The sequence below is a fragment of the Paraburkholderia ribeironis genome (genome assembly GCF_900019265.1).
GTDB classification, from domain to species: domain Bacteria; phylum Pseudomonadota; class Gammaproteobacteria; order Burkholderiales; family Burkholderiaceae; genus Paraburkholderia; species Paraburkholderia ribeironis.
The window spans coordinates 70466-90716 of record NZ_CYGX02000037.1; the positions used below are offsets into that span (position 1 = coordinate 70466).

The following is a 20251-nucleotide window of genomic DNA, read 5'->3' on the forward strand; positions in this document are numbered from 1 at the left end:
AGCCTCCTCAGGCAAACAGAGCGTTCAGCATCTCGACGCTCGGTTCAAAGTTTGCGCATTCCCGAAAACCCTGCTGCAAAAATGCTTCCATCCGCGGATACAGCGCGATCGCACGGTCGAGCACCGCGTCGCGTCCTGCCGAATACGCGCCGACATTGATCAGATCGCGGTTGCGCTGATAGCGCGAGAGCATCTGCTTGAACATACGCGTCCGGTTCAGATGGTCATCGTCGATCAACGCGGTCATTGCCCGGCTAATCGACGCTTCGATGTCGATCGCCGGATAGTGGCCGGCCTCGGCGAGCGAGCGCGACAAGACGATATGGCCGTCGAGAATCGCACGCGCGGAGTCGGCGATCGGGTCCTGCTGGTCGTCGCCTTCGGTCAGCACGGTGTAGAACGCGGTGATCGAGCCGCCGCCCGCCGGGCCGTTGCCGGTCCGCTCGACGAGCGCCGGCAGCTTGGCGAACACCGAAGGCGGATAGCCTTTGGTCGCAGGCGGCTCGCCGACCGCGAGCGCGATCTCGCGCTGCGCCATCGCGTAACGCGTCAGCGAATCCATCAGCAGCAGCACGTGCTTGCCCTGATCGCGGAAATATTCGGCGAGCGAGGTCGAATAGGCGGCGGCCTGCATCCGCAAAAGCGGCGACACGTCGGCGGGAGCGGCGATCACCACCGAGCGCGCGAGACCCTCTGCGCCGAGAATCTGTTCGATGAATTCCTTCACTTCGCGGCCACGCTCGCCGATCAGGCCGATCACGATCACCTCGGCGCAGGTGTAGCGCGCCATCGTGCCGAGCAGCACCGACTTGCCGACGCCCGAGCCGGCGAACAGCCCCATGCGCTGGCCGCGGCCAACGGTCAGCAGCGCGTTGATCGCGCGCACGCCGACATCGAGTACCTGGTGAATCGGCTCGCGGTTCAGCGGATTGATGACCGGCGCGGACAGCGGCGCGTCGGCAGGCGCGCCGAGCGGGCCGAGCCCGTCGAGTGGACGGCCGGACGCGTCGAGCACGCGGCCAAGCAGTTCCCAGCCGACTGGCAGACGCTTCGCGCCCGCCAGCGGGTCGGCGATGGGTGCGCTTTCGAGCGGATAGACTCGGGCGCCGGGCAGAAGGCCGATCACTTCGGTAGTCGGCATCAGAAACAGCTTGTCGCCGGAGAAGCCGACCACTTCAGCTTCGGCCACGGGCAACGAACTGCCGGGCGGCAGTTCGATCATCACTTCGGCGCCGACCGACAGGCGCAGGCCCACGGCTTCGAGCACCAGACCGGCGGCGCGCGTCAGGCGTCCGCAGGCGCGCAACGGCCGGGCGAGCGCGTTGCGCTCGCGTAGCGCGTCGAGCCGGCCACGCCAGGCCTGCATGTGCGGATTGCTGTCGAGCGCGGGATCGTAGCGGAGGTGAGCGGCGGCGTTTGAAGCGAGGCTCGAAGGCAACGCCGAAGCGGCCGGCTCGCGGCTCGCCGCCGGCTCCGTTGCCGGCTGTCGTTGTGCAAGGCTGGAGGCGCCCGCCGCCGCCGCCGTTGTAGAAGCGCCATGCTCCACGGTTTGCGGCGACGCGTCAGCGAGCGCCTCGGCGCCGAACGACGCCAGCGCCAGTTCGCGTTCGAGCGGCGTCAGGTCGCTCGCGCGTATCTCTTCGAGCGTCGGCTTCACCACGTGCTCACCTTGCCGAGCGCGGCCGCCACGCGCTCCCAGCGCGTGTCGATGCCGGCGTCCACTTCACCAGTGCCGGCCTGCGCGCGGCAACCGCCGCGCTCCACCGATGCATCGGTGCGCACGGTCCAACCGCGCGCTTGCAGTTCTTCCATCAGATAGGCTTCGACGACCGGCAGATCGGCAGGACTCACAATCAATGCGGGCGCGCCGGCCAGTGCCGGTTCGGTGGCGAGCACCTCGCGAGCGGCGGCGATCAGCGCGGTCGGGTCGTGCTGCACATGCTGGCGCACCACCTGCTGCGCGATGTCCAGCGCCAGCGTCACGAGCGTTTCGGAGATCGCACCCTGCGCGCCGTCGAGCGCCGCCTTGAAGGTGGCGGCCAGCGCAGCGAGCCGCGCCGCTTCTTCGCGCGCTTCACTTTGGCCCTGCTCGAACCCCTGCGCATGACCCTGCTCGTAACCGGCCTGGTAGCCGAGCGCCTGGCCGGCCACATGGCCGGACGCGATGCCTTGGGCGTGCGCTGCTTCGCGCAGGCGCTCGAGTTCGGCTTCGAACGCGCCGTCGTCGACTTCGGGTTCGGGCGGCGGCGCCGGTGGCACCGGATCGAACGAGGCCATCTCCCAGCGCTGGTAGGCCGAGAGGCTCGCCTTCGCTGTGGAGTTCGGATCAGACATACGCATCTTCCGCCTTGCCGCCAATCACGATCTGACCGCTCTCGGCCAGGTTGCGCACGATCTGCAGGATGCGGCGCTGCTGCGTCTCGACTTCGGAGACGCGCACCGGGCCGCGCGCATCGAGGTCTTCGGCGAGCAGTTCGGCCGCACGCTGCGACATGTTCGACAGGAACTTCTGGCGCAGCGCGGGCGGCGCGCCCTTGAGCGAGATGATCAACGCTTCGGACTCCACTTCCTTCAGCAACAGCTGGATCGCGCGGTCTTCCAGATCGAGCAGGTTCTCGAACACGAACATCTGATCGATGATCTTCTGCGCGAGTTCCGCGTCGTACGTGCGAACGTTCTCGATGACGCTTTCTTCATGATTGCTCGACATGAAGTTGAGAATCTCGGCCGCCGTGCGGATGCCACCCATCGGGCTGCGCTTGAGGTTGTCGCTGCCGGACAGCAGACCCGTTAGCACGTCGTCGAGTTCGCGCAGCGCGGCCGGCTGGATACCGTCGAGCGTCGCGATCCGCAGCAGCACGTCGTTGCGCAAACGCTCGGTGAAGCAGGCGACGATTTCCGACGCCTGATCGCGGTCCAGGTGCACGAGGATGGTCGCGATGATCTGCGGATGCTCGTTCTTGATGAGTTCAGCGACGGCCGCGGAATCCATCCACTTCAGGCCTTCGATACCGCTGGTGTCGCTGCCTTGCAGGATCCGGTCGATGATCACGCCGGCCTTGTCGTCGCCGAGCGCCTTGGTGAGCACCGAACGGATGTACTCGTTGGAATCGAGCGACATGCCGGTGTGCTGCTCCGCCTCGCGCACGAATTCCTGCAGCACTTCGTCGACCTGCTCGCGGGTCACGTTCTTCAGCGCGGCCATCGCGACGCCGATCTTCTGGACTTCGCGCGGCCCGAGAAACTTGAACACCTGCGCGGCTTCTTCCTCGCCGATCGACATCAGCAGGAGTGCGCTCTTCACTACGCCTTCAGCGCTCATCGGACACCCAATTTTTCACGACGGTTGCGACGATCTTCGGATCCTGGCGCGCGATGTTGCGTGCGAACTCCAGGTTCCGCTCGTATTTGTGCTTCGCGTTTTCGAGGGCGAGCTTCTCACTGTCGCTTTCGATCTCGACCACGGCGCCGTCGCCTTCGATGGACGGAATGCCGTCCAGCAGCACCGGCTCCTCCGGCGATGCCAGCGCGGGGACGGCAGGGGGTTCGGGCGGCGGGAACGCGCGGCGCAACGCTGGCTTCACCATCACGAAGTACAGGAACAAGGCGACCGCACCGATGCCGAGATACGTCGCGATCTGTTTGGCGAGCGCCAGCATGTCCGGCGTGCGCCACCACGGCAAGTCGGCGTTCGGGTCGACGTCGGCAGTGAACGCGCTGTTGACCACGTTGACCGAGTCGCCGCGCGCCGCGTCGAAGCCCATCGCGTCCTTCACCAGCTGATTGACCTGCACGAGCTTGTCGGCGGTGACCGGCTGCATGCTCACGTGACCCTTCGCGTCGACCACTCGCATGTAGTTCACCACCACCGCCACCGACAGACGCCGGATGCCGCCCATCGGCCTGTCGATGTGATGCACGGTCTTGTCGAGTTCGTAGTTGGTGGTCGAGTCCTTGCGGTCGCTGACCGGCGTGGTAACCACGCCGCTTGCACCGTTGGCCGCCGTGATCGGCGCGGACGCCGGTTGTGGCGGCTGGTTCGAGAGCGCGCCCGGCACGCCCGACGCGCCGCCTTGCGACATCTCGGTGGCGCTGCTGGACTGCTGGCTGCGGATCGCCGCCTGCAGCGGATTGCCGTTCGGGCCGTAGTTTTCCGAGGTCTGCTCGCTGTGCGAGAAATCGATGTCGGCGCTGACTTGCGAGTGCGCGTTGCCGGAGCCGAACAGCGGCGCGAGGATCGCGTCGATGCGCTGCTGCGTGTTGCGCTCGATCTGCTGGCGATACTTCAGCTGCGACGCGTCCAGACCGCTGCCGTTGGCCGGCTGGGTCAGCAGGTTGCCGTCCTGGTCGAGGATCGTCACGCCATGCAGCGGCATTTCCGGCACCGCCGACGACACCATGTGGGTGATCGCCACCACCTGGCCTTCGTCGAGCACGCGGCCCGGATAGAGATTCACCAGCACGGCCGCGGACGGCGCTTCCCGGTCGCGCACGAAAACGGTCGGCTTTGGAATCGCCAGATGCACGCGCGCCGACTTCACCGTCGAAATCGATTCGATGGTGCGTTCCAGTTCGCCTTCGAGGGCGCGCTGGTAGTTGATCTGCTCGCCGAACTGGCTGATGCCGAACTTCTGGCTGTCCATCAGTTCGAAGCCGACCGAGCCGCTCTTGGGCAGGCCTTGCGACGCGAGGCGCAGGCGCATCTCGTGCACCTGCTCGGACGGCACGAGGATGGCGCTGCCGTTATCCGAGAACTTGTAGGGGATGTTGGCTTGCTGGAGGGCGGCGATGATCGAGCCGCCGTCGCGGTCGGACAGGTTGCTGTAGAGCACCTTGTAGTCCGGCGCTCGCGACCACAGGAACAACCCGGCGACGATCGCGACCAGCAACGCAACCGCGAAGATCAGCGGCGCGCGTGGGTTGCCGCGCATCTGCGCGAGCCCCGACAGACGCTGGGTGAAGTTGCCGCCCATGCCACCGAGTCCGCCGAGGTCGGCCGCGCCGCCGGCCTGGCCGTTGCCGGCCGCGCCGGCGCCCGGCTGCGCACCGGCCAGCCCCATGCGGGCATCGGGGTTGATCAAAGAGTTGGCTGACGAATCCATGCGTCGGGTATCTCCGGGATGCCTTTGCGTTCTGCCGCCTGCCGCCGCACCGGGGGTCGGCGGGCGCACGGACAGAGACTTTCACCATTGAAATTATCCGCAGCGCCGCTCAACCCGATTGCTTGAATAGAGCCGGGTTTCCCCCCTACTTTCGGGGCTGTCCAAATGGGGGCGCTGCTATGCTTTCGGTCAGATCGGTACGGCTGTACGCGCCGGTCATTCATTTAACGGAGAGAACATGACCATGCCCGTGAACGCGCTGTCGTCGGCGCTGCAACAGCTGCAGTCGATGGCGGCGCAGGCGGCCGGCGGCACCAGCCCGGCGGCGGCCGGCGAGTCCGGTGCGGCGACCGCCGGCGGCTTTGCGTCGGCGCTGAAGGATTCGCTCGACAAGATCAGCAACGATCAGAAGACCGCGGTGAGCGAATCGCAGGCGTTCGAGCTGGGTTCGGCGAACGTCTCGCTGAACGACGTCATGGTCGACATGCAGAAGGCTAACGTCGGTTTCCAGTTCGGCCTGCAGGTGCGCAACAAGCTGGTGAGCGCCTACAACGAGATCGCGCAGATGTCGGTCTGAACGGAGCGCGGACGGCGCGCCGCTCGCGCTGCCCGCCTTGCGTGAATCTGCATGCGTGCCGCACGCGCTGACCGGTGCCCGATATGCCCTTAATCCTCCTTACATCGGCCTAAAGCTTTGTCGATGCATATCCGATAACCCGGGTACAGGCTTACTCCGGCGCGCCGCGGCGTCCCGGACGGCAACGCCACGACCAAACCGCAGTCTGTATGAGAGGAGGAGCGCCGATGTTTTCCCCAGGACACGCTGGAGCCAGCGCGTACGCACGCGTCGGTGTCGAGACAGGGGTGATGGGCGCAAGTCCGCATCGACTGATCGTGATGCTGTACCAGGGTGCCAGGCAGGCTATCGCGCAGGCTCGTATGCATTTGCAGCAAGGCAATGTGTCCGATCGCGGCATCGCCATCAGCAAGGCGATTCGCATCGTTGAAAGCGGGCTGCAGCAGTCGCTCAACCTCGAGGCGGGCGGCGAGATTGCGGAGCGGTTGAGCGCGCTATACAGCTACATGGCGCGACGGCTGCTCGAAGCCAATACCAAACAGAGCGAGGCGATGCTGGTCGAAGTCGACGGCCTGCTGGCGACGCTCGAAGAAGCATGGGTCGGGATTGCCCCTGAGATCGCGCGAATGGCAGCCCAGCCAGCCGCGGAAAGCATGAGATGACATCGAACGCAGACTATTTTGCCCGCTACGAAGCGGTCGCAGCGATTTCCTGCCGCATGCTGATGGCTGCCCGGCGCGCACGGTGGAATGATCTGGTCGACTTGCAGGAGCAATACCGGCAACTGGTGGAGGCGCTGAAGGAAGCCGACGCCGGTGTCAAGCTCGACGAGGCCGAGCGCCTGCGCAAATACGCGCTGATCCGCCAGATCCTTGCGGACGACGCCGCTATCCGCGATCTGGCGAATCCGCGCATGGCCAATCTGTCGGCGCTGTTCGCCGGCCGGCCGACACGCGTGCTCAAGGAACTGTACGGCACGCGCTGAGCGTGCCCGCGCGCCGCATGCGGCTGCCGCGCCCGACCGCATGGACTGATGCGGAACGTGGGCGCGCTGCCGCCAATGTGACCAAGGAATCGGCATGAACGGAATCGACACGGCCATCGCTTCGGTGCTCTCGAGCCGGGTCGACAGTTTGCTCAACATCGCGCCGGGGAGCGCGACCACCTCGCAGACCGGCGCGGCGGGCGTCGATACCGCGCCGACCACCACACCCACCGTTGCGCCGCCTGCGCCGCCGCCGTCCGCACAAACCGCACTGTCCGCCGTCGCGCTGACGCTCAATGCGATCGCGCATGCGGGCGGCGAGGCGACGCCCGCCGTGCTCGGCCAGACGCCGATCTGGCCAGCCGCGCCGGCGCTCGATATCGAAGTTGACGGCCTGGCGCTGTTCGATACGCCTGCCACGTCTGCCGCTGCAAACGCCAACCCGGCTGCCACGGGTGCCGCAGCTGCCACCGGTGCCGCGAGTGCCGCGAGTGCCGCGAGTGCCATGAGTGCCATGAGTGCCATGAGTGCCATGAGTGCCGCGAGTGCCACGAGTGCTGCGAGTGCCACGAGTGCCACGGGCACCGCCAATGTGGCGCCCGCCCAAGTGCCGGTTGCGGCGCTTGCCGTCGCACTCGAGCAGACGGTCAGCGACAGTGGCCTGTTCTACGAAGCCCATCTCGCGGCGTGGCTAGCCGGTCAGCGTGCGCCGGCGACCCTCGCGGGCGAACCGCAAAACCGGCTGGTGGCCGCTGCCACGCAATTGCCGCCCGACTGGACTAACCAGGCCGACGACGCCGCCGCCCCAAGTGGCGCCACGCGGCAGGCGGGCATGGGCGCGGCGCAGAACGGGGTGCAAAACGCAATGCAGAGCGGTCTGCAAACCGGCGCGGCCGACAACAACGGCCCTGCCGCACGCGCGCTGCCATCGATCCTCACCGCGCAGGCCGCGCGTTTCGTGGCCGGCGAGGTGTTGGCCAGTTCCGTGTCGGACCTGAACAGTCAGCCCACGCACGCGAGCCTGCACAGTGCGGCAGCGCAACCGGCCGACGCCGGTTCGCCGCAGAATTCGCCATCGACGGCAGCCGCCGTGCATCCCGCGACCGTGCCGCTGGTGCGTCAGCAGCTGGATCTGCTCGCGACCGGGCAGTTTCGCTGGACCGGCGAAGCGTGGCCGGGCGCGCGGCTCGACTGGACCATCGAGCAGGACGGTGACGAGTGGGACCGCAGTGGCGGGGGCATCGCCAGTGAGGACGACCATCCGTGGCGCACGCGTCTGACGTTGTCGTTGCCGACGCTCGGCACCGTCGATGCGGAATTGACGCTGACCGGCACGCGGCTCGCGGCGCGCGTGCAGGCGAGTCCGGGCGGTGCGGCACGGCTGGCGATGCAGGGCGAGAGTTTCCGTCAGCGGCTCGCGGCGGCGGGCATCGAACTCAGCGGCCTGACGATTCGCGAGATCGGCGGTGGTGTACCGGCCACTGCGGCCAGCGCGGCGGACGCGCAGGCGGCGGCTTCGGCGTATGCGCGGTCGGCGTCGGTGGCGACAGCGGCTGCGTCGGCCGCCGCGACTTCTTCCGCTTCAGCGGCTACGGCTGCGTCGGCTGCCGCGGCTTCTTCCGCTTCGGCGGCTTCCACCGGCGCGGCGGCCAACGAGGCCACGGCCGCCCGTCGTGCCACCCGCGTTGGCAGCGCGCGAGCCGGGCGGCGCGATGACTTCGAGTGGGACATCTGATGAGCCGCACGCATCGCCGCAGCGCGGCCGCGCTCGTCTACGACGCCCAAAACGGCGAGCCCGCACCGCGCGTGGTCGCCAAAGGCTACGGCCTACTGGCCGAGATGATCGTGCAGCGGGCCAAGGAAGCGGGTCTGTATGTTCACGAAGCGCCCGAGATGGTGTCGCTGCTGATGCAGGTGGACCTCGACGCGCGCATCCCGCCGCAGTTGTATCAGGCGGTGGCGGAATTGCTCGCGTGGCTGCATCGGCTGGAAAGCGGCGCCGAGGATCAACCGGCACACGACGCCAACGCAACCGCGCAGGATGTCACCGACGTGGTGGCCACCGACGTCACCAGCGGCAGCGCGGCGCGCTGAGCGCCATGGTGGCGTGGTGGCGTGGTGTGATCGTGCCGCCGTCCGATCCCGTCAGAAGCGCATCATCAGTTTCAGCAACGCATTGACCCGCTTGCCATACGGCGGCGAGATCCAGCCGCGCGCATTCAGCCGCGCCTGCGTCAGCACCGGCTTCATCTTCGAGAACGTTACGAAGCCTTCATAGCCGTGATATGCGCCCATCCCGCTTGCGCCGACGCCCCCGAACGGCAGACTCTCGCACGCCAGATGCATCAGCGTTTCGTTGACCGCCATGCCGCCGGCAATCGTCTCGTGCGTGACGCGTTCGATCGTGGCGGCGTCGTCGGCGTACAGATACAACGCGAGCGGGCGAGGGCGCGCGTTGATCCACGCGATCGCGTCGTCGAGCGTGTCGTAGGGCACGAGTGGCAGCAGCGGCCCGAAGATTTCCTCCTGCATCAGCGCGCAGTCGTCCGGTGCGTTCGTGAGCGCGATCAGCGGGAAGCGGCGGCTCGCCGGATCGGGCGCGGCGTCGGTGAGCGCATGCAGTTGCGCGCCGGCGGCCTGGGCTTCGTCGATGAGGCGTTCGAGGCGTGCGAAATGGCGCGCCGAAATAATCGACGTGTAGTCCGGGTTGTTCGCGAAACGCGGGTACATCTTCGCCATCCGCGTGCGCGCCCGTTTGATGAACGCCTGCTCCTTGCCGCGCGGCACCAGCACGTAGTCCGGTGCGATGCAGGTTTGGCCCGCGTTGAGCGTCTTGCCGGCCACGAGGTTATCGACTGCGTTGTCGAAGCGCGCATGCGTACCGATGATCGCCGGCGACTTGCCGCCGAGCTCCAACGTGACCGGCGTCAGGTGCTCGGCGGCCGCGCGCATCACTTCATGACCAACCTTGGTCGAACCGGTGAACAGCAGATGATCGAACGGCTGCGCACTGAACGCGGCGGCGAGCGTGGCGTCGCCGTTCACCACCGCGACGTGATCGCGAGCGAAGGTCCGGCCGATCAGCTGCTCGAACAGCGCCGACGTGCGCGGCGTGAGTTCGGACATCTTGATGATCGCGCGATTGCCGGCCGTCAACGCGCTGATCAGCGGTCCGACGGCAAGCAGCACCGGATAATTCCACGGCACGATGATGCCGACCACGCCGAGCGGCTGCGGCACGACTTTCGCGCGTGCCGGCAGCAGCCATTTGTTGGTGCTGCGGCGCTGCGCTTTCATCCAGCGCTTGCCGTGTCTGAGCGCGGCGTCGATTTCCTCCTTCACCAGCAGGAATTCGGCCAGCAACACTTCCTGTTTCGCGCGATTGCCGAAATCGGCGTTCATCGCACCGGCGAGTTCGTCGCGATGGTCGAGCATGACTTTGCGCAACGCGCGCAGATGCGTGGCGCGCGTCTCCCATGACGAATACGGCGCGCGTAAATATGCATGGCGTTGGTCGCGCAGCAGCGCTTCGAGCGCGGCGACCTCTGACAAATCGTTCTTCATGTGTGTCCACTCTCTGCTGGATGACGGTGCGCGTTGGGTCGAGCTTATGTTGCGTTTATGTGATTGGTGGCTGCTGCGCCCGGGCGTACCCGCATCTCACACGGAAAACGCCCGTTCGATGATCGCCGCGTGGTCGAACGTGGCTGGGAGCGTGCCGTATACGCGGCCGCTTTGGCCGCAGCCATCGGCCAGACGCGTCGCGATGAACGCATCCGCGACCTCAGCGGGAGCGTGCTGGATGAGCAAGGCGGCCTGCGCGATCAGCACGATTTGCTGTGCGATCCGCCGCGCCGAGCTTTCGCGCTGCTCCGCTGGCGCCTTGAGCGTGGCGGTGAACCTGCCGAGTGCGGCGCACAACGCCGGATCGGCGTGCGCATCCGCCTGCCACGCGGCGAACAACGCTTGCGCTGATTCCGGCTCACGCTCCATCGCGCGCAGTACGTCGAGGCACATCACGTTGCCGGAGCCTTCCCAGATCGAATTCACTGGCGCTTCACGATAGAAGCGCGCCATCGGACCGGTTTCGACGTAGCCGTTGCCGCCCCACACTTCCATTGCCTCGCCGGTGAATTCCAGCGCGCGCTTGCAGACCCAGTACTTCGCGGCCGGCGTAACGATGCGCCGCCATGCGCGCTCGACGGGTGAGGTCGCTGACGCGGACGAGGCATCACCGGATGCCTCGAAAGCGCGCGCCAGGCGCATAAACAGCACGGTCGCGGCCTCCGACTCCAACGCCAGATCGGCCAGCACGTTGCGCATCAGCGGCTGATCGACGAGCTGCCGGCCAAACGCGCTGCGATGACGCGTGTGATGGATCGCCTGCACCAGTGCCGCGCGCATCAATGCCGCGCTGCCGATCACGCAATCGAGCCGGGTGTAGTTCGCCATTTCGATGATGGTCGGCACGCCGCGTCCCTCTTCGCCGATCATGATGCCGAACGCGTCGAGGAACTCGACCTCGCTGCTGGCATTCGAGCGGTTGCCGAGTTTGTCTTTCAGACGCTGGATTTGCACCGCGTTCTTCTTGCCGTCCGGTGCGAAGCGCGGCACGTAGAAGCATGACAGGCTCGCGTGATCGTCGGTGCGCGCGAGCACGAGGTGCGCGTCACATTGCGGCGCGGAGAAAAACCACTTGTGGCCGACGAGCCGGTATGCGCCGTCGCGGCCGCCGGCGGCGAGCGCATGCGCGTGGGTCTGATTGCTGCGCACATCCGAGCCGCCTTGCTTCTCGGTCATGCCCATGCCGATCATCGCGGATTGCTTTTGCGTGAGCGGCACGTCGCGCGGATCGTGCTCGCGCGAGTAGAGCTTGTCGCGCAGCGTGTCGAACAGAGCCGGTTCGCGTTGCAGCACCGGAATGCTGGCGAAGGTCATCGTCAGCGGACAGAGCGAGCCTGATTCGAGTTGCGCATGCAGAAAATAGCCGGCGCAGCGCGCGACCATCGCGCCGTCGCGCGGATCGGAAAACGGCAGCGCGTGCAGACCTTCGCGACGCAGGAGCGAAAGCAGCGTATGCCATGCAGGATGAAACTCCAGCGCGTCGATGCGCTCGCCGCGCGGGCTATGTGTGAACAGCTCGGGCGTATGGCGGTTGGCCAGTTCGGCCAGCGCGAGCGTGTCCGGTGTGGTGAGCGCCGCGCCGTCTCGCAGCAGCGCGTCGCGATGCCAGAGCGCACCGTCGCGTTCGAGCGCCGTGGACAATGCGGTGTCGGTGGAAAAGAGGTTGTAGTCCGCTAGCGGCGGAACCTGATTCGTCACCTCGTGGGTCTCGCCAAAGGCATGCCGTTCCATCTGCTGTCTCCGTTCGCCGCGGGCTCGCCGGTGCTGATCGACGGTGTATCGTTGGATCGCCGCGTGTCGTGCCGCACGCTGGGGGGAGGGCGCGTGCCACGCGATGCCTGAATGCGCTGCGCGGCCGGCCGGCGGCCGCACGCGCGTCGTTCATCATAGGGTTGGGACGGCGCTCGCGTTTAGAGGAATCGTTCTGGCGCGATCTCGCCGCGGGCTGGGATCGCTCCCTACAATGCCGGAACAACACACGTAGACAAGTGTGCACGAGACAGGGTTCGCGAGCAACGCGACCCATCAGGAGGAGCGGATGCAATACGACTACATCGTCGTCGGGGCGGGCTCGGGCGGTTGCTCGCTTGCGAGCCGTCTCGCGGACAGCTGCCCCGAGGCAACGATCGCGCTGATCGAAGCCGGTCCGCACACCGATCGCAATCTGCTCGTGAACATGCCGGTCGGCGTGGCGGCCGTGGTGCCGAACAAGCTCAAGACCAACTACGGCTATCTGACCACGCCGCAGCCGGGGCTTGGCGGCCGGCAAGGCTATCAGCCGCGCGGGCGTGGCTTCGGCGGATCGAGTGCGATCAACGCGATGATCTACACGCGCGGCCATCCGCTCGATTACGACGAATGGGCGCGGCTCGGCTGCGATGGTTGGTCGTGGGACGAAGTGCTACCGTACTTTCGCCGTGCTGAAGGCAACGAGCGCGGCGCCGATGCGTGGCACGGTGACGCCGGTCCGCTGACTGTTGCCGATCTGCGCTTCCAGAATCCGTTTTCGAAGCGCTTCGTGCAGGCGGCACTCGAAGCCGGCTACAAAGCGAATCGCGATTTCAACGGCGCGGATCAGGAAGGCGTGGGCTTCTATCAGGTGACGCAGCGCGACGGACGCCGTTGCAGCGTCGCACGCGCTTATATCTACGATCGCACGCGTGCCAACCTGCACACGATCGCCGATGCCACCGTGCTGCGCGTGAGCTTCGACGGCAAGCGCGCGAGTGGCGTGGAGATCGTGCGCGGAGGGCGCACCGAGACGCTGGAGGCGCGCGCCGAGGTGGTGTTGGCAGCGGGCGCGTTCAATTCACCGCAACTGCTGATGTGCTCGGGCATCGGGCCGGCGGCGCATCTGCAGTCGCTTGGCATCGGCGTGCTGCACGATGCACCGGAGGTCGGCCAGAACCTGATCGATCACATCGATTTCACGATCAACAAGCGGGTGTCGTCGATCGAGCCGACCGGGTTTTCGGTGCGCGGCATCGCGCGGATGCTGCCGCAATTCGTCACCTTCATGCGTCACGGGCGCGGCATGCTGTCGAGCAACGTCGCCGAGGCGGGCGGCTTTCTGAAGAGCCGGCCGACACTGGATCGGCCGGATCTGCAACTGCATTTCTGCGCGGCCATCGTCGACGATCACAACCGTCACATGCATTGGGGCCATGGCTATTCGCTGCACGTATGCGTGTTGCGGCCATACAGCCGCGGTGCGGTGACGCTGGCGAGCGCCGATGCGCGCACGGCGCCGGTGATCGATCCGCGTTTTTTGAGCGATGCGCGCGATCTCGATCTGCTGGTGGACGGCGTGAAGATGGCGCGGCGCATTCTCGATGCGCCGTCGCTCGCGCTGCATGGTGGCGCCGAGCTGTACACGCATGCCCGGCAGTCGGACGCGGAGTTGCGCCGGACCATCGCCGAGCACGCCGACACGATCTATCACCCGGTGGCAACCTGCCGGATGGGCGGCGATGCGCGTTCGGTGGTCGATCCGCAACTGCGGGTGCGCGGCGTGACCGGGCTGCGGATCGTCGATGCGTCGGTGATGCCGACGCTGATCGGCGGCAACACCAATGCGCCGACCGTGATGATCGGCGAACGCGCGGCCGAGTTGATCGCGACTAGCCGTCGCGACGGGCCGGCGGTGTTGAACACGACGCAAGCGGACTTCGGTGGGGTGGCGGGACGGGCTGCGTCGGTGGCTTGAGGCTGTGGTCGGGCGGGTAGCCGACCTGCCGACCTGCCAGGCGGCCAGGCGGCCAGGCAGCGATGCAGCGATGCAGCGATGCAGCGATGCAGCCAGGCAGCCAGGCAGCCAGGCAGCCAAGCAGCCAAGCAGCCAAGCAGCCAAGCAGCCAAGCAGCCATGCAGCCATACAGCCATACAGCCATACAGCCATACAGCCATACAGCCATACAGCCAGCGCGGGCGGACAGTCAGCCTGCGAAATGTCACTCGTCGGACGGCGTCGGCGTCTGCACCGTAATACCAGCCACACCGAGGCCGGGCGCCAGCATGAAATCGTCGCCAGCCTGCCCCGGCAGCGCCTCCCGGGCAACCTCGAGCCATGCGCGGGCGGCGTGCGACAGATAACCGTTGCGGCGCCAGCCAATCGCCATTTCCCACGGAATTTCCGGATCGACGACCGGCAGACAGGTGAACTGCGCAGGATCGAGCCGGCGGCAGTACGGCGCCGGCAGCAGCGCGATGCCGACGCCGGCCAGTACCAGCGCCGCCATGAAATCCCAATGCCCGCTTCGCCCGACGATGGTCGGCGCAAAACCGGCCGCGCGGCATGCCTTCAACACCACGTCGTTGAGCGCGAGACTCTCGCCGTAGAACACAAACGGTTCGCTGGCGAGCTCGGCAAGCGACACCTCGTGCAGGCGATCCCACCGCGAACCAGTCCGCGCGACGAGCCACAGCAATTGGCGCGTCATCGGCAATACGTCGATATTTTCCGGATCGACTGGTTGCAGCACGCCGCCCAATTCGAGCTCGCCGTTGATCAGCGCCGCCTCGATCGCACGCGAGCCCTGTTCGAACAACTTCAGCTCGATCTTCGGATAACGCTGACGGAACGCGGCGATGGCCGGAGTGAACAGCGCACCGCCCATGGGCGGAATGCCGATGGTCAGTTCGCCGCGGCCGAGCGTGTCGAGATCGTTCAGTTCGGCCTGGAGTTGCGCGTGCGCCGCCAGCACATCCTGACCGCGTTGATAGACGATCCGGCCGACATCGGTGAGTACCATCTGACGCCCGTCGCGCAACAGCAGCGGCGAACCGATCTCGTCCTCCAGCGACTTGACCATCTTGCTGATGGTCGGCTGCGTGACGAACATCTGCTCGGCGGCGACGGTGAAGCTCTGCTGGCGAACCACTTCGACGAAATACCGCAGCGCACGTAATTCCACGATCCGGGCTCCCAGAATTCCAAATTGGAATGACTTGAGTGATTGTAAGTCATCGTGTTTATATTGCGGTGTGCCTATGAATACAGCGAACTGCCGTAAGGGCACGACATTTCACTGACTGTCGGCGTGATGGCGGGAATCGTGGTCGCGGTCGGCGGCTCCCTGATGCTCGCGCAACTGCTGCGTCTGTCGTCGGAGTTGCAACGCAGCCTGATGGCCCGTTCGGTGTCGGCGCCGTTCGCGTGCGCCGTCTCCGGCTTGATTTACGCGCCGAACGATCTCACGCGCGCCGGCGTGCGCCGATCGGTCCACACGCCCAACCCCGTCGCCCATTTCAGGACAGCCGACGCCAAAAACCGGATAAGATCAACGGTTCTCACCGTTGGCCCCGCGCACTTCGCTCCATGACGCCCATTTCGATCATCATTCCCTGCTACAACGGCGCGGCGACGCTCGCGCGTGCGCTGGAAAGTTGCCGGATCCAGCCCGCAGCGGCGCAGATCGTCGTGGTGGACGACGGCTCGACCGATGCCTCCGCGGACATCGTCGCCCACTACGGCCGTCTCGACCCGCGCATCGGCCTGCTGCGCATGCCTTACAACGGTGGCGCGGCGCGGGCGCGCAACTGGGGCGCGCTGCATGCATCGCACGATCTGTTGGCGTTCCTCGACGCCGACGACGAATACCTGCCCGGCGCGTTGGCCGCGGCCAGCGCGTTCCTCGCGCACAATCCCACGGAAGTCTCGGTGCGGCTCGACGTCGACTACACCGGCTTTCCCGCCGAGCTTACCGCTCACCCCGACTTCGCCTTACATGCGGCGACGCTCAGCAATACGGTGCCGAGCAGCCTGATCATCCGCCGCGCGGCCTACGCCGCACTTGGCGGCTTTCCGATGGACGACGCGTTTCGCCGCATCGGCGGTGAAGATGGCGCGTTTTCGTGGGCGCTACGCGAGATTTTCGGCAACCCGCGTCTGGACGACGTGAAGCGCGTGCGTATGCACTACCACACGGGCATCCACGCCGAACGCTTCTTCCGCGTCGCACTGGGACTGCAGATCCCGCCCCCCGCCGATGTCGCCGATGCGTTCCGCTTCTCCAGGCAGTTCCTCGACACCGCTCGGGCGGGCGTCAAGCAATTGCGCGCGGCCAGGGTGATTGATGGCTGACGCCTGCCGCACAGGTTGCTCCGCATAACGCGGCGTAAAAAGAACGCGGCGTAAAAAGCGCTGCATAAGCGTCAGCCAATCACCGCGAGACGCCCGGTCGCGGCCGGTCTCCACCCGCCGAATCCCGCCGCTTCGAAAATCCGATCCACGCCCCGAAGCCATCTCGATTTGCTACAATCGCCCTTCGTCTTCGAGGAGCGTTGCGACGGGTACCGCGAATCCGCATATTCGCCGGCCGCCCGCCAGGCTCGAAGGCTTCAATCGGAGGGCCCGGATGCGCAAAAGCGCTGTCCTATCCACCGCATCGAACCGCGCTCACGTCAAATTTCTAGTCAATTTCTTAGAAAGGAGGGCGTGATGAACGCCGCAGTTATCGATTCGCAAGCTTCCAAAGATTACGTCGTTGCCGACATGTCGCTCGCCGACTGGGGGCGCAAGGAACTCGACATCGCCGAGACGGAAATGCCCGGCCTCGTGCAAACGCGTGAAGAGTACAAGGCGCAGCAGCCGCTGAAGGGCGCGCGCATCGCCGGTTCGCTGCACATGACCATCCAGACTGGCGTGCTGATCGAGACGCTGACCGCGCTTGGCGCCGACGTCCGGTGGGCATCGTGCAACATCTTCTCGACCCAGGATCACGCCGCCGCCGCCATCGCCAAAGCCGGCACGCCGGTGTTCGCGTTCAAGGGCGAATCGCTCGACGAATACTGGGAATTCTCGCACCGCATCTTCGAATGGCCGAATGGCGAATTCGCCAACATGATCCTCGACGACGGCGGCGACGCCACGTTGCTGCTGATCCTCGGCTCGAAGGCCGAGAAAGACCGTTCGGTGATCGCCAAGCCGACCAACGAAGAAGAAGTCGCGCTGTACAAATCGATCGCCCGGCACCTCGACGCGGACCCGACCTGGTACTCCACGCGTCTCGCGCACATCCAGGGCGTGACGGAAGAAACCACCACCGGCGTGCACCGTCTGTATCAGATGGAAAAGGAAGGCCGCCTGCCGTTCCCGGCGATCAACGTCAACGACTCGGTCACCAAGTCGAAGTTCGACAATCTGTACGGCTGCCGCGAGTCGCTGGTCGACGGCATCAAGCGCGCGACCGACGTGATGATCGCGGGCAAGATCGCGGTCGTCGCTGGTTACGGCGACGTGGGCAAGGGCTGCGCGCAATCGCTGCGCGGTCTGGGCGCGACCGTGTGGGTCACCGAAATCGATCCGATCTGCGCACTGCAGGCCGCGATGGAAGGCTACCGCGTCGTGACGATGGAATACGCGGCCGACAAGGCCGACATCTTCGTGACGGCCACCGGCAACTACCACGTGATCAACCACGATCACATGAAGGCGATGCGCCATAACGCGATCGTCTGCAACATCGGTCACTTCGACTCGGAAATCGACGTCGCGTCGACCCGCCAGTACCAGTGGGACAACATCAAGCCGCAAGTCGACCACATCATTTTCCCGGACGGCAAGCGCGTGATCCTGCTGGCCGAAGGCCGCCTCGTGAACCTGGGTTGCGCGACGGGCCATCCGTCGTTCGTGATGTCGAACTCGTTCACGAACCAGACGCTCGCGCAGATCGAGCTGTTCACGCAAGGCAAGCAGTACGAGAACAAGGTGTACGTGCTGCCGAAGCATCTGGACGAGAAGGTCGCGCGCCTGCATCTCGCGCGCATCGGCGCGAACCTGACCGTGCTGTCGGACGCGCAGGCAGGCTACATCGGCGTCGACAAGAACGGTCCGTTCAAGCCGAACCACTACCGCTACTAAGCACGCGGGCGAGGCATGCGCGCCTCGCTGCGTGCGTCCGGTACGCCGGGCACGCGGCCGGTCGTCACGGCATGACAGTCTGACCACGGGGCGGCGCGCAATGCGCCGCCTGGTTCGCCATGCCCGCCTTTTTTCGATTGACGGACATACTGCTACGAGGAGCTCTACATGACCCTGCTGCTGACCTGGCTGATCAACGCGCTCGCGCTGCTGATCATTACCTACATCGTGCCGTCGATCCACATCCGCAATTTCGGCACCGCCCTGATCGTCGCGGTGGTGCTCGGATTGATCAACACGGTGCTGCGGCCGGTGCTGATCCTGTTGACGCTGCCTGTCACGATCGTCACGCTCGGTCTCTTCATTCTGGTGGTCAATGCGCTGTGCTTCTGGCTGTGCGCGTCGCTGCTGAAGGGCTTCGAAGTGTCGGGTTTCTGGTCGGCGTTCTTCGGCTCCATTCTGTACAGCATCGTTTCGTGGCTGCTGTCCGCGCTTGTTTTTGGCAACCGCAGTCTAGGTTGACCTTTTGACTATGAATCCAATCGAACTTTCATTCGAATTCTTCCCGCCGAAAACGCAGGAAGCCGTCGACAAGCTGCGCGCCACGCGCGCCCAACTCGCATTGCTCAAACCGAAGTTCGTGTCCGTCACGTTCGGCGCCGGCGGCTCGACGCAACAGGGCACGCTCGATACCGTCGTCGAGATGGCGAAGGAAGGGCTCGAGGCAGCACCGCACCTGTCGTGCATCGGCTCGTCGAAAGAGAGCCTGCGCGCGATCCTCAATCAGTATCGCGCGCATGGCATTCGCCACATCGTGGCGCTGCGCGGCGATCTGCCGTCGGGCATGGGCGCAGTCGGCGAATTGCGCTATGCGTCGGAACTGGTGAGCTTTATCCGCGCCGAGTTCGGCGACTGGTTCTGGATCGAGGTGGCCGGCTATCCGGAATATCATCCGCAGTCGCGTTCGCCGCGTCACGACCTGGAAAACTTCGCCCGCAAGGTGAAGGCCGGCGCCAATTCGGCGATCACGCAATACTTCTTCAACGCGGACGCGTATTTCCGCTTCGTCGACGACGCGCGCAAGCTCGGCGTGGAAGTGCCAATCGTGCCGGGCATCATGCCGATCACGAACTTCTCGCAGCTAATGCGTTTTTCGGAGATGTGTGGCGCCGAAGTGCCGCGCTGGATTGCGCGCCGGCTGGAAAGTTTCGGCGACGACCGCGAGTCGATTCGCGCGTTCGGGCTGGACGTGGTGACGGACCTGTGCAAGCGGCTGATCGACGCAAAGGTGCCGGGCCTGCATTTCTACACGCTGAACGGCGCCGCGGCGACCAAGGCGATTTGCGAACGGCTGGGCGTGTAGTCCAGTGAGTCCAACACCGCGCGGCTGCAACGGCCGCGCGGCCTAGTCCGCCAGCTTGCGCACGTAAAGCTGGTACAACGGTGCGGACAGCACGTCCAGCTTGCGGCAGTTCAGATTGACGAACGCGTCGATCGCGGGCTTCGGACAGCGCAGCGGGTCTTTGCCGGTTGGCAACTGTTCCGACCACAGGTAGTCGTCGAATGCGATGACACCGCCGACCTTCAACAGCTTGAAACCGAGCACGGCATCCGCCAGTACGTCCGCCGCCTGGTGCGAACCGTCGACATACACGAAGTCGAAATAGCCCTTTTTGCCCTCGGCGATCAAACGCGCGAGGCATTCATCCGAGTAGCCCTTGTGCACCACGACCTTGGCGCGCCCGGCATGCTGACCGGCCGACTGCGTCACGTTGTGATGAAAGCGCGACTCGACCGCAGCCATGTCGGCCGGCGAGACTCCCTCCGCCTGGTGTTCCAGGCCGCCCTCCCAACTGTCGATGCAATGCAGCTCGACCGGATGATGGGGCGCCAGTGTGTCGATCAGATAGCACGCGCTTGCGCCTTCGTACGAGCCGATTTCGAGAATCCTGGCCGGCGCGTAACGCGCCATAAACTGATCCCACAGGCCTTTCGCGACGGTGTCGAACCAGTTGTTGGTGAATTGATACAAGGTCATGCTGTCAATTGAGAGATCACCTGAATTGGCCATTATTGCGCATCGGCTATTTCAAAAAAGACGA

General features: G+C 65.6%; 18 protein-coding genes, 1 pseudogene and 1 riboswitch. Of the genes and pseudogenes, 11 read left to right on the top strand and 8 right to left on the bottom strand.

The features are described from left to right. Nucleotides 1-7: 7 nt before the first annotated feature. Genes fliI through fliF form a run of 4 tightly spaced genes read right to left on the bottom strand, consistent with a single transcriptional unit; the run spans nucleotide 8 to nucleotide 5102 of the window. The gene (fliI, locus tag BN2475_RS17325; RefSeq protein ID WP_094780730.1) at nucleotides 8-1660 is read right to left on the bottom strand and encodes a flagellar protein export ATPase FliI; all 1653 of its coding nucleotides are present in this window, start codon (nucleotides 1658-1660) and stop codon (nucleotides 8-10) included. Beyond that, a complete protein-coding gene (fliH, locus tag BN2475_RS17330) occupies nucleotides 1654-2340 on the bottom strand; it encodes a flagellar assembly protein FliH (RefSeq protein WP_174641972.1) in 687 nt (228 codons plus the stop codon). The genes fliI and fliH overlap by 7 nt, the downstream gene beginning before the upstream one ends. Further along, complete coding sequence (gene fliG, locus BN2475_RS17335; protein ID WP_094780732.1) at nucleotides 2327-3322, bottom strand: flagellar motor switch protein FliG; 996 nt, start codon at nucleotides 3320-3322, stop codon at nucleotides 2327-2329. The genes fliH and fliG overlap by 14 nt, the downstream gene beginning before the upstream one ends. After that, nucleotides 3312-5102, bottom strand: coding sequence for a flagellar basal-body MS-ring/collar protein FliF (gene fliF / locus BN2475_RS17340; protein WP_094780733.1), 1791 nt, complete (start codon nucleotides 5100-5102; stop codon nucleotides 3312-3314). The genes fliG and fliF overlap by 11 nt, the downstream gene beginning before the upstream one ends. 238 nt (nucleotides 5103-5340) lie before the next feature. Between fliF and fliE the strand changes: the two genes are divergently transcribed. The 5 genes from fliE (at nucleotide 5341) to BN2475_RS17365 (ending at nucleotide 8758) form a co-directional block, all read left to right on the top strand. Then, nucleotides 5341-5679, top strand: a complete 339-nt coding sequence (fliE, locus tag BN2475_RS17345; protein ID WP_094780734.1) for a flagellar hook-basal body complex protein FliE — start codon at nucleotides 5341-5343, stop codon at nucleotides 5677-5679. 227 nt (nucleotides 5680-5906) lie between these two features. Further along, complete coding sequence (fliS, locus tag BN2475_RS17350; protein ID WP_094780735.1) at nucleotides 5907-6341, top strand: flagellar export chaperone FliS; 435 nt, start codon at nucleotides 5907-5909, stop codon at nucleotides 6339-6341. Next, on the top strand, nucleotides 6338-6664 hold the full coding sequence (locus BN2475_RS17355; protein WP_094780736.1) for a flagellar protein FliT: 327 nt from the start codon (nucleotides 6338-6340) through the stop codon (nucleotides 6662-6664). Before fliS ends, BN2475_RS17355 begins: the two co-directional genes overlap by 4 nt. Before the next feature lie 94 nt (nucleotides 6665-6758). After that, nucleotides 6759-8399: a flagellar hook-length control protein FliK gene (gene fliK / locus BN2475_RS17360; RefSeq protein ID WP_094780737.1), complete on the top strand. Its 1641-nt coding sequence runs from the start codon at nucleotides 6759-6761 to the stop codon at nucleotides 8397-8399. After that, entirely contained in the window at nucleotides 8399-8758 is a 360-nt protein-coding gene (locus BN2475_RS17365) for an EscU/YscU/HrcU family type III secretion system export apparatus switch protein (protein WP_094780738.1), read from the top strand. Before fliK ends, BN2475_RS17365 begins: the two co-directional genes overlap by 1 nt. 51 nt (nucleotides 8759-8809) lie before the next feature. On the opposite strand, the gene BN2475_RS17370 is transcribed toward BN2475_RS17365, so the two are convergent. After that, nucleotides 8810-10228, bottom strand: a complete 1419-nt coding sequence (locus BN2475_RS17370) for a coniferyl aldehyde dehydrogenase (RefSeq protein WP_094780739.1) — start codon at nucleotides 10226-10228, stop codon at nucleotides 8810-8812. A 96-nt stretch (nucleotides 10229-10324) separates the two neighbouring features. Further along, entirely contained in the window at nucleotides 10325-12019 is a 1695-nt protein-coding gene (locus BN2475_RS17375; protein WP_094780740.1) for an isovaleryl-CoA dehydrogenase, read from the bottom strand. Between the two features lie 307 nt (nucleotides 12020-12326). On the opposite strand from BN2475_RS17375, the gene BN2475_RS17380 reads away from it, so the two are divergent. Next, complete coding sequence (locus BN2475_RS17380) at nucleotides 12327-13994, top strand: GMC family oxidoreductase (RefSeq protein WP_245841360.1); 1668 nt, start codon at nucleotides 12327-12329, stop codon at nucleotides 13992-13994. A 244-nt stretch (nucleotides 13995-14238) separates the two neighbouring features. Here the strand turns inward: BN2475_RS17380 and BN2475_RS17390 are convergent, their stop codons facing one another. Further along, nucleotides 14239-15201: a LysR family transcriptional regulator gene (locus tag BN2475_RS17390; RefSeq protein ID WP_094780741.1), complete on the bottom strand. Its 963-nt coding sequence runs from the start codon at nucleotides 15199-15201 to the stop codon at nucleotides 14239-14241. A 102-nt stretch (nucleotides 15202-15303) separates the two neighbouring features. Between BN2475_RS17390 and BN2475_RS35580 the strand changes: the two are divergent. From BN2475_RS35580 to metF, 5 genes and pseudogenes are all read left to right on the top strand, one after another. Further along, nucleotides 15304-15486 (top strand): annotated as a pseudogene (locus BN2475_RS35580) (LrgB family protein); the annotation flags it as partial. 119 nt (nucleotides 15487-15605) lie between these two features. After that, on the top strand, nucleotides 15606-16370 hold the full coding sequence (locus BN2475_RS17400) for a glycosyltransferase family 2 protein (protein ID WP_094780743.1): 765 nt from the start codon (nucleotides 15606-15608) through the stop codon (nucleotides 16368-16370). 186 nt (nucleotides 16371-16556) lie between these two features. Continuing rightward, nucleotides 16557-16694: riboswitch (S-adenosyl-L-homocysteine riboswitch) on the top strand. 33 nt (nucleotides 16695-16727) lie between these two features. After that, nucleotides 16728-18149, top strand: coding sequence for an adenosylhomocysteinase (gene ahcY, locus BN2475_RS17405; RefSeq protein WP_094780744.1), 1422 nt, complete (start codon nucleotides 16728-16730; stop codon nucleotides 18147-18149). A 168-nt stretch (nucleotides 18150-18317) separates the two neighbouring features. Then, nucleotides 18318-18671 (top strand): phage holin family protein, encoded by a 354-nt coding sequence (locus BN2475_RS17410; RefSeq protein WP_094780745.1) that lies wholly within the window; start codon nucleotides 18318-18320, stop codon nucleotides 18669-18671. 10 nt (nucleotides 18672-18681) lie between these two features. Continuing rightward, on the top strand, nucleotides 18682-19512 hold the full coding sequence (gene metF / locus BN2475_RS17415; protein ID WP_094780746.1) for a methylenetetrahydrofolate reductase [NAD(P)H]: 831 nt from the start codon (nucleotides 18682-18684) through the stop codon (nucleotides 19510-19512). Between the two features lie 42 nt (nucleotides 19513-19554). On the opposite strand, the gene BN2475_RS17420 is transcribed toward metF, so the two are convergent. Beyond that, a complete protein-coding gene (locus tag BN2475_RS17420; RefSeq protein WP_094780747.1) occupies nucleotides 19555-20187 on the bottom strand; it encodes a class I SAM-dependent methyltransferase in 633 nt (210 codons plus the stop codon). Nucleotides 20188-20251 lie beyond the last annotated feature (64 nt).

Coding starts and splice junctions, on each gene's coding strand:
- BN2475_RS17380 (WP_245841360.1), top strand. CDS start 12,327: ATGCAATACGACTACATCGTCGTCGGGGCGGGCTCGGGCGGTTGCTCG.
- BN2475_RS17400 (WP_094780743.1), top strand. CDS start 15,606: ATGACGCCCATTTCGATCATCATTCCCTGCTACAACGGCGCGGCGACG.
- ahcY (WP_094780744.1), top strand. CDS start 16,728: ATGAACGCCGCAGTTATCGATTCGCAAGCTTCCAAAGATTACGTCGTT.
- fliE (WP_094780734.1), top strand. CDS start 5,341: ATGACCATGCCCGTGAACGCGCTGTCGTCGGCGCTGCAACAGCTGCAG.
- fliH (WP_174641972.1), bottom strand. CDS start 2,340: ATGCGTATGTCTGATCCGAACTCCACAGCGAAGGCGAGCCTCTCGGCC.
- metF (WP_094780746.1), top strand. CDS start 18,682: ATGAATCCAATCGAACTTTCATTCGAATTCTTCCCGCCGAAAACGCAG.
- fliS (WP_094780735.1), top strand. CDS start 5,907: ATGTTTTCCCCAGGACACGCTGGAGCCAGCGCGTACGCACGCGTCGGT.
- BN2475_RS17355 (WP_094780736.1), top strand. CDS start 6,338: ATGACATCGAACGCAGACTATTTTGCCCGCTACGAAGCGGTCGCAGCG.
- BN2475_RS17375 (WP_094780740.1), bottom strand. CDS start 12,019: ATGGAACGGCATGCCTTTGGCGAGACCCACGAGGTGACGAATCAGGTT.
- fliF (WP_094780733.1), bottom strand. CDS start 5,102: ATGGATTCGTCAGCCAACTCTTTGATCAACCCCGATGCCCGCATGGGG.
- fliK (WP_094780737.1), top strand. CDS start 6,759: ATGAACGGAATCGACACGGCCATCGCTTCGGTGCTCTCGAGCCGGGTC.
- BN2475_RS17410 (WP_094780745.1), top strand. CDS start 18,318: ATGACCCTGCTGCTGACCTGGCTGATCAACGCGCTCGCGCTGCTGATC.
- BN2475_RS17420 (WP_094780747.1), bottom strand. CDS start 20,187: ATGACCTTGTATCAATTCACCAACAACTGGTTCGACACCGTCGCGAAA.
- fliG (WP_094780732.1), bottom strand. CDS start 3,322: ATGAGCGCTGAAGGCGTAGTGAAGAGCGCACTCCTGCTGATGTCGATC.
- BN2475_RS17370 (WP_094780739.1), bottom strand. CDS start 10,228: ATGAAGAACGATTTGTCAGAGGTCGCCGCGCTCGAAGCGCTGCTGCGC.
- BN2475_RS17365 (WP_094780738.1), top strand. CDS start 8,399: ATGAGCCGCACGCATCGCCGCAGCGCGGCCGCGCTCGTCTACGACGCC.